Origin of the sequence: Streptomyces sp. PT12, assembly GCF_003311645.1 — a bacterium.
Classification (GTDB): domain Bacteria; phylum Actinomycetota; class Actinomycetes; order Streptomycetales; family Streptomycetaceae; genus Streptomyces.
Genome location: NZ_QEST01000079.1, coordinates 132982 through 147080, shown reverse-complemented (window position 1 = coordinate 147080; position 14099 = coordinate 132982). Strand labels below are relative to the sequence as shown.

The window sequence follows — 14099 nt, the reverse complement described above, 5'->3', positions numbered from 1 at the left end:
TCGAAGGTCACCCGGTCCGTTGTCGCCCCGCGTCCGGTCAGCCGGAGAGCCGGGCGAGGATCTTGGGGCCGAGCTCGGTGACATCGCCCGCGCCCATGGTGAGAACGAGATCGCCCGGCCCTGCGATTCCCGCGACGACGTCGGGGACGGCGTCCTTGTGCGGCTCGGCGGTGACATCGGCGCCGTGGGCGCGGGCGGCGTCGACGATCATCTGGCTGGTGACGCCGGGGATGGGGTCCTCGCGCGCGGGATAGATGTCGAGGACGACGCACGCGTCGGCCAGCGCGAGGGCCTGGCCCATCTCGGCGCCCAACTCGCGGGTCCTGCTGAAGAGATGCGGCTGGAAGACGACGAGCAGCCGCCCGCCGTCCGCGCCGCCGCGGATGGCCTCGAGGTCGGCGGCCATCTCGGTGGGGTGGTGGGCGTAGCTGTCGATGATCCGCACGCCGCGGGCCTCCCCCTGGAGGGTGAGGCGGCGGCGGGCGCCGGTGTAGCCGCCGAGCGCGGTGGCCAGCGCGTCCACGGGGACCCCGGCGGCGACGCCCGCGGCGAGGGCGGCGACCGCGTTGAACGCGTAGTGGCGGCCGGGCACGGAGACGCGGAACGCGATCTCGCGGCGGCCCTCGCCGTCCCGCCCGTCGAGGGACACGGTGACGCGGCTGGTCAGCCCCTCGGGCTCCAGGGCCGTCACCCGCACATCCGCGTCGGGCGCCTCGCCATAGGTCACGATCGCCAGCCCCTCGCGCCCCGCGAGGCGGGCGGTCAGGGTGCGGGCGCCGTCCTGGTCCGCGTTGATCACCAGGGTGCCGCCGGGGACGATCCGGTCGGCGAACGTCTCGAACGAGGCGTGGATCTCGTCGAGCGACGCGTAGTTGGCGTGGTGGTCGAGCTCGACGTTGAGGACGATCGCCACCTCGGGCCTGTACCGGTGGAAGCTGCGGTCGCTCTCGTCGGCCTCGGCCACGAACAGGTCGCCCTCGCCCGACTCGGCGTTGGAGCCGGGGGAGTCGAGGTCGCCGCCGATGGCGTACGAGGGCGAGAGCCCCAGGGCGGTCAGGCCGACGGCCAGCATCGACGTGGTGGTCGTCTTGCCGTGGGTGCCCGCGACGGCGATGGTCCGCAGCCCGTCCATCAGGGCGGCCAGGGCCTCGGAGCGGTGGACGACGGGGATGCCGCGGGCGTGGGCCTCGGCCAGCTCGGGGTTGTCCTCGCGGATGGCGCTCGAGACGACCACGGCGGTGGCGTCGGGGGCGAGGTGCCCGGAGGCGTGGCCGATGTGGACGGTGGCGCCGAGGGCGCGCAGCGCGGCGGCGGTCTCGGAGTCCTTCGCGTCGCTGCCCGCGACCCGCGCGCCGCGGCGGGTGAGGATCTTGGCGATGCCCGACATCCCGGCGCCGCCGATGCCGATGAAGTGGGGCCGTTCCATGGCGGGCGGGATCGCCGGTGTCATGCGTGTGTCTCCCTGGTGCGTGACGTGCTGCGTGACGTGTTGCCGTACGTGCCGCTGTCCATGCGGTCGCGAGGGGACGATTGTCGCACCCGGCTCACTCCGCGTGCGCGAACAGCTTGAGCACGGGGACGCCGACCTTGTGCCTGGCCCTGGAGGCCCAGTCGCGGTGGAATAGCTCCTCCACATAGTGCGGCGCGGTCAGCACCACGACCTCGTCGGCCTCGGTCTCGCGGACCACGGACGTCAGCACGTCGATCGGGTGCTCCTCGACCACCCGGCCGACCGCGTCGGCGCCGGTGGCGCGCAGCGCGGAGAGGGAGACCTCAAGGGCGTGGCGCGCGGGTCCGACCGCGTCCCCGCCCTCCGGCACGTCGCTCTCGCGCACGGCCTCTCCCAGCTCGCCGAGCGCCACGTCGTCGAGCGCCCGCAGCAGCCGATCCTGGTCGCCTCTCGGCTGCATCAGCACCACGAACGACAGCGCCTCCTCGCCGTGCAGCGTGGTCACCAGCTCGACGTCGGTGGGCACCATGGGCTTTTCGATCATGAGGACAGTCGTGATCATGGGGAGCGCCCTTCGTCGCGGCCGGGTCCCGCGCCGCCCGGCAGAAACCATCCTTCCCCGTCGACGCACGGGACGTTGCGCCTTTTCAGTCTGCCCACACCAGGATAAGCGGAACGTCATATTCCGCAGATTGTCGGACGTGGCTGGTCAGCGGCGGCGATAGCGGCCGAAGAGGAAGCCCTCGTCCTCGAGCAGATCGGTCAGCGCGAACTCCCGCGGATCGGCGATCTCGGGGCCGCTCATGACGCGCGGCGCGGTGCCGACGGTGACGCGCGGCGCCGTGGTCAGGCACAGCTCGTCCACCACGCCCGCGGCGGCGAGTTGGCCCAGCAGCCGGGGGCCGCCCTCGGTGAGCAGCCGCGTCCATCCGAGCCCGGCCAGGGCGGGCTTGACGCGGGCCGGGTCCACCATCGCCTCGTCGCCCGCGGTGACCACGTCGACGCCCGCGGCGCGCGCGGCGGCGAGACCGGCGTGCGGGGCCTTGGCGCCGGTGATCACCAGGGTGGGCACAAGCGGCTCGGTGAACAGCGGCAGCGAGAAGTCCAGGTGCAGGCTGGCACTGACGACGGCGATCGCGGGCACCTCGGTCTGCCCCGCCGCGCGCCGGCGCTCGACGAACTCCGCACGCCGGCGCGCGGGCCGGTAACGCTCCTCCCGCACGGTCTCGGCACCCACGAGCACCACGTCGGCCAGGGCACGCAGCACGCCGAAGACGCGCATGTCGGCGGGGCTGGACAGCGGCTTGGAGCGCCCCCCGTGGTGCGCGGCCCCGTCGACCGACGCCACCATGTTCGCGCGCAGCCAGCCGCTGCCCGTGGGCTGGTCGGCGGGGTAGGCGTAGGCGTCGGCGAGCTCGTCGAGGCCCCACTCGCGGTCGTCGGCCGCCGGGCCCTGACCGGGCCAGGGCGGGGGGATCAGGCGTCGCATGAGGCGCAGTGTGGCACACGGGGGGGGCGCGCGGCCCGTTCACGCCGGGCGCTCGGGACGACGGGCCCCGGCGTGGCGCGTACAGTGGGAAAACGTGTCATCCCCCGCCCATGGCGCCCCTTCCGGCACCCCCGCATCGCTGAGCGGGCGCGACCCCGGGCTCGCGCCGGAGCGCCTGGTGGCCGAGCTGGTGCCGCCGCCCCGCTTCGAAGGGGCGCGTTTCGACACCTATGTCCCCGACCCCGCGCGGCCGAGCCAGCACGCGGCGATGAAGGCGCTCAACGAGTTCGCGGCCGGGCTCGGCGACGAGCCGACGGAGCGCGGCGGGCGGCGGGCGCTGTGGCCGCCGCGGGCCAGGCGCAGGCGGCGTGACCCCGAGCCGCGCGGCGTCTACCTGGACGGCGGCTTCGGCGTCGGCAAGACGCACCTGCTCGCCTCGCTGTGGCACGCGGCCCCGGTGCCACCGGGGCGGAAGGCGTTCTGCACCTTCGTCGAGCTGACGCACCTCGTCGGCGCGCTGGGCTTCCAGGGGGCTGTGGCCGCGCTCGCCGGGCATCGGCTGCTGTGCGTCGACGAGTTCGAGCTCGACGACCCAGGCGACACCGTGCTGGTCTCCTCGCTGCTCGGCCGCCTCGTCGTGGAGGGCGTCGCGCTGGCCGCGACGTCGAACACCCTGCCGGGGCGGCTGGGCGAGGGGCGCTTCGCCTCGGCCGACTTCCTGCGGGAGATCCAGGGGCTGGCCGCGCACTTCCGCGCGCTGCGCGTGGACGGCGACGACTACCGGCACCGCGGCCTGCCGTCGGCGCCTCCCCCGCCCGACGAGGCGGAGGTCAAGCGCGCGGCCCTGGCGATCCCCGGCGCCTCGCTCGACGACTTCGGCACGCTGCTCGGCCACCTGGGACGGGTGCACCCGAGCCGTTACGGGGCGCTGTGCGACGGGGTCACGGCCGTGTGCCTGACCGGCGTGCGCCCCGTCCCCGACCAGGCCGCGGCGCTGCGGCTCGTGGTGCTCGCCGACCGGCTCTACGACCGCGAGCTGCCCGTGCGGGCCTCGGGCGTGCCGTTCGACCGGCTGTTCGGCGAGGAGATGCTAAAGGGCGGCTACCGCAAGAAGTACTTCCGCGCGATCTCGCGGCTGACGGCGCTCGCGCGCGAGGGGGCGCAGCGGGCGGAGCGGGCTCAGCGGGCGCAGCGGCCGCGGTAGACCGCCCGAGTGGCGTGCGGCGCGCGGCGGGACCATCATCGGGGGATGGGGAGCGACGAGGCGACACCGGATCACCTGTCCCTGCGCACGCTGCTGCGGTGCCAGCCGGGCGAGGCGGCGGACCTGGCGGGAACGGCGACGGACGGCACTCCGGGGTTCGAGGGGAAGAAGAAGCGGGCGGTCGCCGAGACGGCCGCGATGGGCAAGGAGCTGGCGCGCCTCCAGGAGCAGCTGTACGCGGCGGGCTCGGCGGGCGACCGGCGCAGGCTGCTGCTGGTCCTCCAGGGCACGGACACCTCGGGCAAGGGCGGCACGGTCAAGCACGTGGTCGCGCACTTCAACCCCGCGGGGTGCCGCATCAGGGCGTTCAAGGCGCCGACCGAGCAGGAGCGCGCGCAGCACTTCCTGTGGCGCGTCGACGCGGCGCTGCCGCAGGCGGGCGAGATCGGCATCTTCGACCGGTCGCACTACGAGGACGTGCTGGTCGCGCGCGTGCACGGCCTGGTGCCCGAGGCGATCTGGACGCGGCGGTACGACGAGATCAACGCGTGGGAGCGCATGCTCGCCGACGACGGCGTGACGGCGGTGAAGGTGTTTCTGCACCTCGGCAGGGACGAGCAGCGCGAACGCCTCCTGTCCCGCCTCGACGAGCCGCACAAGCACTGGAAGTTCAACGCGCGGGACATCGCCGAGCGGGCCCTGTGGTCGGACTACCAGGAGGCGTACGCGGCGGTCCTGACCCGCTGTTCGACGCCCGCGGCCCCCTGGTACGCGGTCCCGGCCGACCGCAAGTGGTACCGCAACTGGGCGGTGAGCCGCCTGCTGCTCGAACACCTGCGGGAGCTGGACCCGCGCTACCCCCCTGGCGACATCGACGCGGCGGGCTGCCGCGCGGCGTTGCTCGCGGACTGAGCCCGGTGCCCGTTTTGAACCCGGTGCCCCTTGAGCCGGTGCGGATGGTGACCACGCCGCTCGCCCTGGCAGGGCTCCTCGGTGCCGAACCTCAGAAGCAGCTCTGAACCGAACGCCGCGTGATTCCCGTCCCATGAGCAGGGAGACAACACTGTCACGCGACGGACACGGGGAGGCGCGCATGGGGAGGCTGGGGACGGGCATCGGGTGGCGTCCCGATATCGCGGACGGCATCGAGGAGTTGCCTGGCATCGACTGGGTCGAGGTGGTCGCGGAGAACGTGTGCGCCGACCACCTGCCCGATGGCCTTCAGCGGCTGCGGCGCCGGGGCACGGCGGTCGTGCCGCACGGCGTCTCGCTGGGGCTCGGCGGGGCCGAGCGGCCATCGCCGCGGCGGCTCGTGGAGCTGGCGCACGTCGCGGAGGCGCTGGACGCGCCGCTGGTGACCGAGCACATCGCGTTCGTGCGGGCGGGGGGCGCGCTGACCGGCACGCCCGCGCTCGAAGCCGGGCACCTGCTGCCCGTGCCGCGCACGAGGGACGCGCTCGACGTGTTGTGCGCGAACGTGCGCATCGCGCAGGACGCGCTGCCCGTTCCGCTGGCGCTCGAGAACATCGCGGCGCTCTTCGCCTGGCCCGGCGACGAGCTGACGGAGGGGCAGTTCCTGGCCGAGCTGGTGGAGCGCACGGGCGTCGGGCTGCTGATCGACGTGGCCAACCTGCACACCAACCACGTCAACCGGGGCGAGGACCCGGCCGAGGCGCTGGACGCGCTGCCGCTCGACGCGCTGGCGTATGTGCACGTGGCCGGGGGCGTCGAACAGGACGGGGTGTGGCACGACAGCCACGCGCACCCCGTACCGCCGCAGGTGCTCGCCGTGCTCGAGCAGCTGTGCGACCGGGTGGCGCCGCCGGGGGTGCTGCTCGAACGGGACGAGGCGTTCCCGCCGCTGGCCGAGCTGGCGGACGAGCTGGCCGCGATCAGGGCCGTGGCGGAAGGGGTGCGCCATGGCTGAGCGCGGAAGCGGCACCGCGGCGGACGAGGCGGCGGCGGACGTCGAGGCGGCCAGGCGGCGGCTGGCGATCGCGCAGGCCGCGTTGCTCACCGCGCTCACGGCGGGCGGCCCGGTGCCCGACGGCTTCGACCCTCGGCGGATACGGATCCAGCGGCAGGCCCTCGCGGCCAAGCGCGCCGGGGTCCTGGCCAGGATCGCGCCCGAGCTGCCGGAGATCATGGGCGAGGGCTACCGGGCCGCGGCCCTCGCCTACGCCGGTGCGACGCCGCTGACCGGTGGCTACCGGCAGGACGCCATCGGTCTCGCGCGCCACGTGCTGGCCGGGGACCGGCTGCCGCCAGGCCCTGAGCGGCAGCGGCTCGAACGGTGGCTGCGCGCACACGCGGACCACCCCGCGCGAAAGGGCCGCCTCGCGCGGCTGCTGCGCGGCCGCGGACAAAGCCACGGATGAGGCCGCGGATGAAGCCGCGGATGAAGCCGCGGATGAAGGGGGAGCAATCATGACCGTACTGATCACGGTGGCCTTCGCTGCCGTGCCGCTCGCGCTGCTGCACCTGCTGTACCGCAGGCTCAGGCTGAGCCGACTGCCGGGCGCCACCGGGGATATGTCGTACACGCTCTACGAGGCGGCGTTCCTGTCCGGCGGGCCCGCGCGGGTGGCGGACACCGTCATCTGCGTGATGCGGGACAAGAAGCGGATCACCGTCAAGGGCGGCGCCGTGCGCGTCGGGCAGCCGATCGCCGACGACGACCTGGAACGCCAGCTGCTGACCGTGTGCTCGAACTGGAAGGTGCCGCTCAGGACCGCGCGCTCCGCGCTCATCTACAGCCCACCGGTGCAGCGGATCGGCGACCGGCTGAGCGAGCGGGGGCTGATGTGGCCGCCCCAACTGTGGCGGCCATGGCGCCGCGCGGCGCGGATCAACATGCTCGTGGCGTTCGACGGGCTGTTCATCGGGGCGCTCGGGCTGGTCTTCTCCGACTCGCCGCTCACACTGTGGCTGCTGATCGGCTCCGAGCTCGCGCTCGGCATCGGCACCGGGCTGGCGCCCCGGCTCCTGGACGGCGACCGCCTCACGGACAGCGGGCGCGCGCTGCTGGTGGAGATGCGGCGCGGTGAGCCGTTCCCCGGAGGCGGCATGGCGGGCCTGATGGCCATCGGCGGCACCGCGGCCATAACGGACGCGGCGCTGCGGGCCCAGCTGGCGAACCCGGCCGCGGCCGCCTCCACCACCCCATCAAGCAGCGCGTCGAGCACCGCCTCCTGGGGTAACGGCTGCGGGGGCGGTGGCTTCGGCCACGACGGCGGAGGCGGGAGCGACGGCGGCGGGGGCAGCGGCTGCGGCGGGGGCAGCGGCTGCGGAGGAGGAGGCGGCTGCGGAGGAGGAGGCGGCTGCGGAGGAGGAGGCGGCTGCGGAGGGGGAGGCGGCTGAGCCCACGGGGCCCAGGCGTTCAGGCGAGGCCCGCGACCAGCTCGGCGACGGGGCGGCGGCGGCCGGTGAAGAACGGGACTTCCTCCCGCACATGCCGCCGCGCCTCGGAGCCGCGCAGGTGCCGCATCAGATCCACGATGCGGTGCAGCTCGTCCGCCTCGAACGCCAGGATCCACTCGTAGTCGCCGAGCGAGAACGACGCCACGGTGTTCGCCCTGACATCGGGGTAGCCGCGGGCCATCCGGCCATGGTCGGCGAGCATCCTGCGGCGGTCCTCGTCGGGCAGCAGATACCACTCGTAGGACCGCACAAACGGGTAGACGCTCACATAGTCGCGCGGCGTCTCGTCGGCGAGGAACGCGGGGATGTGCGACTTGTTGAACTCCGCGGGCCGGTGCAGGGCCATGTTCGACCAGACGGGCGTGAGGGCCCGGCCCAGGCGCGTGCGGCGGAAGCGGTTGTACGCCTCCTGGAGCGCCTCGGCCGTGGCCGCGTGCCACCAGATCATCAGGTCGGCGTCGGCGCGCAGCCCCGAGACGTCGTAGGTGCCGCGCACGGTGACGTCCTTGGCCGCCAACTGCGCGAAAAGGTCGGTCACTTCCTCCGAGAACCCCACGCGGTCATCGGGCAGCGGCTCCCGCAGCGCGAAGACCGACCAGAGGGTGTAGCGGATGGTCTCGTTGAGCTCCGCGGCGCGCTTGCCGACGGACTTCTCGGGTACGGCTGTCATGCGGCTATTCTCCCGCCTCGTCCTGGCCCGCCACCGCCAGGGTGGGGCATGGCCCTTGAGCGGCCGCGTCAGTCGGCGGGCGCGATCGGCGGCACGCGCAGCAGGTCCGTGACGGCGGCGGTGGCGCTGGCGACGCACGCGGGGATGCCGACGCCGTCGTACGCCGCGCCGCACAGGCGCACCTCGGGCAGCGAGGCCAGGAAGCTGCGGGCCCGCGCGACGCGCGCGCCATGCCCGACCGTGTACTGGGGAAGCGCGTCACGCCAGCGGGTGACCAGCGCGTCCACCGGCTTGGTTGGCAGGCCCGCGGCCTCCACGAGGTCGTCGATGGCGGCGCGGATCAGATCGGCGTCGTCCCAGCCGAGCGGCCCGTCCTCGCCATGGCGCCCGATCGAGGCGCGCAGGACGAAGAGGTCGGGGTCGGCGGCCGCCGCCCAGTCCCACTTGCCGCTGGTGAACGTCGCCGCCTTGATCGTCCGCCCGTCCACCGCGGGCACGAGGAAGCCGCTGCCGCGCGGCAGCCTGCCCAGGTCGGCGCGGCGGAACGCCAGGGTGACGATCGCCATGGACGCGTACTCGACGCCCGCGAGCTCGCGCGCCGCGGCGGGCGCCTCGGCGGCCAGCAGCCGGGCCGCTGGGCCCGCGGGGGTGGCCAGGACGACGCCGTCGGCCGCAAGGGAACGCCCGTCGCCGAGCGCCGCGGCGAAGCCGCGGGCCGTGCGGCGCAGCCCGGTCACCGCGACCCCGGTCTCCAGCGAGGCGCCCCTGGCGCGGCAGTCGGCCGCGACCGCCTCGGCCAGCGTGCCGATGCCGCCGTCGATGCCGGTGAACACCGGCCCGCCGGGCGCCCGTTCGCTCCCCTGCCGCTGCACGGCCCGCACGGCGGCCAGCAGCGAGTCGTGCTCGCGGGCGGCCTCCCACAGCTTGGGCACGGCCGAGCGCAGCGAGATGCGGTAGGCGTCGCCCGCGTAGACGCCGCCGAGCAGCGGCTCGATCAGGCGGTCCACGACCTCGTGGCCCATGCGCTCGGCGACGAGCTCGCCGACCGCCGCGTCGTCGCCGACCTCGAGCGGGGGCAGCTCGGCGTCGCGGGCGATCTGGGCGAGCCCCGCGTCGGAGAGGACCCCGGCGAGCGCGGCGGCCGTGGCGGGGACGCCCATGACGTGGCCCTGCGGCATGGGCCGCAGCGCGCCCCTGGTCCAGATGGCCGCGCTGGTCACGGCGGGCGGGCGCATCGCGTCGCCGAGCCCGACGGCGCGGGCCAGCTCGACGGCCTCGGGGCGCAGGGCCAGGATCGACTCCGCGCCCAGGTCCACGCGGACCCCCGCGACGTGCCCGGTGCGCAGCTTGCCGCCCAACCGGTCCGCGCTCTCCAGCACGGTGACGCGGAGCCCGGCGGCCAGCAGCCGATGGGCAGCGGCGAGCCCGGCGATGCCACCGCCGACGACGATCACATGCATGGGTGCACCTCAGGGCTGGTCAGCGGGCGGTCCGCTCGTGGACGTAGGCGACGAGCCGGGTGAGGGTGTCGGGGTCGGTGTCGGGCAGGACGCCGTGGCCGAGGTTGAAGATGTGCCCCGGCAGGCCGGCCGCCGCGTCGAGAACGCGCCGCGCCTGCTCCTCGACGACCTGCGGCGGGGCGAACAGCACGGCCGGGTCCAGGTTCCCCTGGAGGGCCTTGCCTGGGCCGACGCGGCGGGCGGCCTCGTCGAGCGGAACGCGCCAGTCCACGCCGACGACATCCGCGCCCGCCTCGCCGAGCGGCCCGAGCAGCTCGCCGGTGCCGACGCCGAAGTGGATCCTGGGCACGCCGTGGTGGGCGACGGACGCGAGCACCTTGGACGACGCGGGCAGGACCGCGCGCCGGTAGTCGGCGGGGGCCAGCGCGCCGACCCACGAGTCGAACAGCTGCACGGCGGAAGCGCCCGCCTCGATCTGCACGGAGAGAAAGGTGGCGGTGATGTCCGCGAGCCGGTCGAGCAGGTCGGCCCAGAGCCCGGGGTCCCCGTACATCAGGGCCTTGGTGCGCTCGTGGTTGCGCGAGGGGCCGCCCTCGACCAGATAGCTGGCCAGGGTGAACGGCGCGCCGGCGAAGCCGATCAGCGGCGTCTCGCCCAGCTCGGCGGTGACCATGCGGACGGCCTCGGTGATGTACCCGATGTCGTCGGGCTCGAGGGGCCGCAGCCGCTCCAGGTCCGCGCGGCCGCGGATCGGCTCGGCGACGACGGGCCCGACGCCCGGCTTGATGTCGAGGTCGAGGCCGATGGCCTTGAGGGGCACGACGATGTCGCTGAAGTACACGGCCGCGTCGACGTGGTGGCGGCGGACGGGCTGGAGCGTGATCTCGGTGACCAACTCGGGGCGCGTACAGGAGTCGAGCATCGCGATTCCCTGCCGTGCCTTGCGGTACTCGGGCAGGGAGCGCCCTGCCTGGCGCATGAACCAGACGGGAGTGTGCGGCACCGGTTCGCGGCGGCAGGCCCGCAGGAAGGGGGAGTCGGTCACAGTCACACGGAGAAGTCTCCCATGGCCCGTCGAATGACCGGCGCCCCCGGGTGTGGCTCCCGCCTGGCGGACGCGCGGGCGCCTAGGGTTACCGGCCATGGCAGCGTCTCGCACCCACCAGGCGGAGGAGTCCGGAGATATGACCGACCCCGACGCGGGGGTCCCCCTTCCCTTCCGGCAGGCTGTCACCGCGCTCGGCGGGGCGCACCCGCGCCCCGAGGTGGCGCTCTCGCCGCTGCCCGCGCCGCGCCGCCTCGCGCCGTTCGCGCACGCGCTGAGCGCGGCCGTGGTCGTGGAAGGCGACGAGCTGGCGGACGGCCGGTTCGTCCTGCTGCACGACCCGGTGGGCGACGCCTCGTGGCGGGGGGAGTTCCGCGTGGTGACGCTGGCGCGGGCCGACCTCGACCCCGAGCTGGCCACGGATCCGCTGCTGCCCGAGGTGGCCTGGTCATGGCTGACGGAGGCGCTCGACGGCCGCGGCCTGGCCCACCGGGAGGCCAACGGCACGGTGACCAGGGCGGGTTCGAGCTTCTTCGGGGGCCTTGGCGACCAGCCGCCCCGGGCGGAGCTTGAGCTGCGGGCCTCCTGGACGCCGGTGGACCCCACCGAGGTGGGGGCGCACCTGCTGGCGTGGTGCGGCCTGCTCGCGCAGTGCGCGGGGCTGCCGCCCGAGTCGAGCGGCCCCGCCGTGACCGCGCTCCCCCGCCGCCGCGGCCCACGGCCCGTCTGACACACGAGGGGGAACGCCGCCGTTCACGGGGCCTCGCGCCGCCGCGGCCCGGCGTTCCGGAGGCGTCCGGTCCCGTGTGGTCCCGACCGGTCCTGACCGGTCGTCGATGACCGCGCGGGATTCGCTTTTCTGTCCGGCCGTGATGAGCGATCGGTGCGTCCCGAGTGGCCGAGGAGACCCAGTGCCGTGATGGCACGGCATCACGGGCGTCGTCCCTGGGGTTTCCCCATGGTCCAACGCGCCTGTGAACGGCGTTCGAGTGGCGTCGAATCGGTCCATGTTGTCCAGGTTTCGATGTCGTCGCAGATCACAGCCGTATCTCTCTTTTTTTATATGCCGGATCACCGGTTCGTGATCATTCCCTAAAGGCGCCGGGACTTCGTGCCGAAGGAGTCAGTGACCCTTCCATCCGGATCGCCCCGACTCCTCCCCCGGAGTCGGTTCCGTCCGTCCCCCATCCCACCCGGGAGGCCCGGTGTCTGTTCTTCTTGAGCACCCCACAAGCCTCGTCGCCTACCGCCCCAACAAGCCCACCGCCATGGTCGTCGTGGCCGACCCCCGGGTCCGTTCCACCGTGACCCGCCACCTGTGGGCTCTCGGTGTGCGGGATGTGATCGAGGCGTCGTCCATCGCCGAGGCGCGGCCCCGCGTCGCGAATCCACGGGACATCTGCGTGGCCGACGTCCATCTCCCCGACGGCTCGGGGCTCACCCTGCTGTCCGAGACCAGGGCGGCGGGCTGGCCCAACGGCCTGGCGCTCTCCGCCGCCGACGACATCGGCGCCGTCCGCAACGCCCTGGCCGGTGGCGTCAAGGGCTATGTCGTCACCGGCACCCGCAACAACCTCGGCCCACCCACCCGGCACGGCGCCGCGCACATCGGGGCCGCCTCCCGGATGCACCGCCGCCAGCCAGGCGGCCCGGCGCACCAGGGCGGGTACCGGGAGCTCTCGGGGCGCGAGGTCGAGGTGCTGCGCCTGGTGGCCGAGGGCCAGTCCAACAAGGCGATCGGCGTCTCCATGGGGCTCTCGGCCCTCACCGTGAAGAGCCATCTGGCCCGCATCGCCCGCAAGCTGGGCACGGGCGACCGCGCGGGCATGGTCGCCGTCGCGCTGCGCACCGGCATCATCCACTGAGGTCCCCCGGGGATCTCCCGAGCCCCGTCCCCCGAGCCCTGTCCTCCTCCGCCGGGCTCGGCCGCGCCCCCGGTGCCCGCTTCGCGCGGGTACCGGGGGTTTGTGGTGCCGGGGCCCGGGCGTGCCGCGTAACCCCGACATCACCCCAGGTCACATGTGTGAGCCCAACAGTTACCCTTGACAGGTGACCGACGCCCAGCAAACCGCCGAAGCAGCCACCGGAGTCGTTACCCCCGAGCCGTCGGGTCCCGCGCCGGTCCCCCTGCTGGCTCCGCGGGAGGGCGTGCCGCCGGTCACCGCGGATGTCGAGGCGCTCGGGGCCGTGGTCGAGGCGTTCGCCGCGGGGCGCGGCCCGGTGGCGGTCGACGCGGAGCGCGCCTCCGGGTACCGGTACGGGCAGCGGGCGTATCTGGTGCAGCTGCGACGCGAGGGGGCGGGGACGGCGCTGATCGACCCCGTCGCCTGCCCCGACCTGTCGGCGCTCGGGCGGGTGCTGGCCGACGAGGAGTGGGTGCTGCACGCGGCCACCCAGGACCTGCCGTGCCTGCGGGACATAGGCATGCTGCCGACCCGGCTGTTCGACACCGAGCTGGCCGGGCGGCTCGCCGGGTTCGCGCGGGTCGGGCTCGGCGTGATGGTGGAGACGGTGCTGGGGTTCAGCCTGGAGAAAGGTCACTCCGCCGTCGACTGGTCGAGCCGCCCGCTGCCCGAGCCGTGGCTGCGCTATGCCGCGCTCGACGTGGAGCTGCTGGTCGACCTGAGGAACGCCCTCGAGGACGAGCTGGCGCGGCAGGGCAAGCTCGAGTGGGCCATCGAGGAGTTCGCCGCGATCGTCGCCGCCCCCCCGCCGCCGCCGCGCAAGGACCCGTGGCGGCGCACCTCGGGGGTGCACAAGGTGCGCCGCCGCCGCCAGCTCGCGGTGGTCAGGGAGCTGTGGACCGCGAGGGACCAGGTGGCGAGGAAGCGCGATCTCTCGCCGGGCAAGGTGCTCTCTGACGTGGCCATCATCGCCGCCGCGCAGGCGTCGCCCCACGACTGGCGGACGCTCGCGACGCTACACGGATTCGGCCACCGGATGGGCCGCCGCCAGCTCCAGCACTGGCAGTCGGCCGTCGACCGGGCCAAGGCGCTGCCCGAGGCGGAGCTACCGCAGCCAGGCCAGCCCGCCAGCGGGCCGCCGCCGCCGCGGGCGTGGGCGGAGAAGGACCCGGCCGCCGCGGCGCGGCTCTCCGCGGCCCGGTCGGCGGTGACGTCCCGCGCCGAGGAGCTGAGCCTCCCCCAGGAAAACCTTCTGGCCCCCGACGTGGTGCGGCGCCTGTGCTGGGAGCCGCCGGAGGAGCCCGCGCCCGACGCGGTGGCCGAGGCGCTGCGCGGCCTCGGCGCCAGGGAGTGGCAGATCACCCAGACGGCCGGGCCGCTCGCCACGGCCCTGCGGGCCGGAGCCGAAGGGGCCTGATCCGGGCGGGCGTTCGGGCGCCGAGCCCTTGCCGCCCCGC

Annotated in this window: 12 protein-coding genes and 1 pseudogene; 7 read left to right on the top strand and 6 right to left on the bottom strand. The window is 74.5% G+C overall.

Annotated elements, in window-relative coordinates; genetic code table 11:
- Nucleotides 1–37 precede the first annotated feature (37 nt).
- From murC to DEH69_RS06995, 3 genes are all read right to left on the bottom strand, one after another.
- Entirely contained in the window at nt 38–1450 is a 1413-nt protein-coding gene (gene murC, locus DEH69_RS07005) for a UDP-N-acetylmuramate--L-alanine ligase (protein WP_113685998.1), read from the bottom strand.
- A 94-nt stretch (nt 1451–1544) separates the two neighbouring features.
- The gene (locus tag DEH69_RS07000) at nt 1545–2012 is read right to left on the bottom strand and encodes an indole-3-glycerol phosphate synthase (RefSeq protein ID WP_113685997.1); all 468 of its coding nucleotides are present in this window, start codon (nt 2010–2012) and stop codon (nt 1545–1547) included.
- Nucleotides 2013–2159: 147 nt separating this feature from the next.
- Nucleotides 2160–2939, bottom strand: a complete 780-nt coding sequence (locus DEH69_RS06995) for a pyrimidine reductase family protein (RefSeq protein WP_113685996.1) — start codon at nt 2937–2939, stop codon at nt 2160–2162.
- A gap of 94 nt (nt 2940–3033) precedes the next feature.
- On the opposite strand from DEH69_RS06995, the gene zapE reads away from it, so the two are divergent.
- The 4 genes and pseudogenes from zapE (at nt 3034) to DEH69_RS06975 (ending at nt 7503) form a co-directional block, all read left to right on the top strand.
- Nucleotides 3034–4143 (top strand): cell division protein ZapE, encoded by a 1110-nt coding sequence (zapE, locus tag DEH69_RS06990; RefSeq protein WP_258534500.1) that lies wholly within the window; start codon nt 3034–3036, stop codon nt 4141–4143.
- 45 nt (nt 4144–4188) lie between these two features.
- Nucleotides 4189–5055, top strand: a complete 867-nt coding sequence (locus tag DEH69_RS06985; protein WP_113685994.1) for a PPK2 family polyphosphate kinase — start codon at nt 4189–4191, stop codon at nt 5053–5055.
- 181 nt (nt 5056–5236) lie between these two features.
- A pseudogene (locus DEH69_RS06980) lies at nt 5237–6521 on the top strand (DUF692 domain-containing protein).
- A 49-nt stretch (nt 6522–6570) separates the two neighbouring features.
- Complete coding sequence (locus tag DEH69_RS06975; RefSeq protein ID WP_113685993.1) at nt 6571–7503, top strand: TIGR04222 domain-containing membrane protein; 933 nt, start codon at nt 6571–6573, stop codon at nt 7501–7503.
- 19 nt (nt 7504–7522) lie between these two features.
- On the opposite strand, the gene hemQ is transcribed toward DEH69_RS06975, so the two are convergent.
- The 3 genes from hemQ to hemE all read right to left on the bottom strand — a co-directional run bounded on the left by hemQ (nt 7523) and on the right by hemE (nt 10744).
- Entirely contained in the window at nt 7523–8233 is a 711-nt protein-coding gene (gene hemQ, locus DEH69_RS06970) for a hydrogen peroxide-dependent heme synthase (protein ID WP_113685992.1), read from the bottom strand.
- Nucleotides 8234–8301: 68 nt separating this feature from the next.
- On the bottom strand, nt 8302–9693 hold the full coding sequence (gene hemG, locus DEH69_RS06965; protein WP_113685991.1) for a protoporphyrinogen oxidase: 1392 nt from the start codon (nt 9691–9693) through the stop codon (nt 8302–8304).
- A 19-nt stretch (nt 9694–9712) separates the two neighbouring features.
- Nucleotides 9713–10744: a uroporphyrinogen decarboxylase gene (hemE, locus tag DEH69_RS06960; protein ID WP_258534499.1), complete on the bottom strand. Its 1032-nt coding sequence runs from the start codon at nt 10742–10744 to the stop codon at nt 9713–9715.
- A 133-nt stretch (nt 10745–10877) separates the two neighbouring features.
- Between hemE and DEH69_RS06955 the strand changes: the two genes are divergently transcribed.
- From DEH69_RS06955 to DEH69_RS06945, 3 genes are all read left to right on the top strand, one after another.
- Nucleotides 10878–11468: a DUF3000 domain-containing protein gene (locus DEH69_RS06955; protein WP_258534498.1), complete on the top strand. Its 591-nt coding sequence runs from the start codon at nt 10878–10880 to the stop codon at nt 11466–11468.
- A gap of 475 nt (nt 11469–11943) precedes the next feature.
- A complete protein-coding gene (locus DEH69_RS06950; protein WP_113685988.1) occupies nt 11944–12603 on the top strand; it encodes a response regulator transcription factor in 660 nt (219 codons plus the stop codon).
- A 184-nt stretch (nt 12604–12787) separates the two neighbouring features.
- The gene (locus DEH69_RS06945; RefSeq protein ID WP_113685987.1) at nt 12788–14059 is read left to right on the top strand and encodes a ribonuclease D; all 1272 of its coding nucleotides are present in this window, start codon (nt 12788–12790) and stop codon (nt 14057–14059) included.
- The last annotated feature ends 40 nt before the right edge of the window (nt 14060–14099 follow it).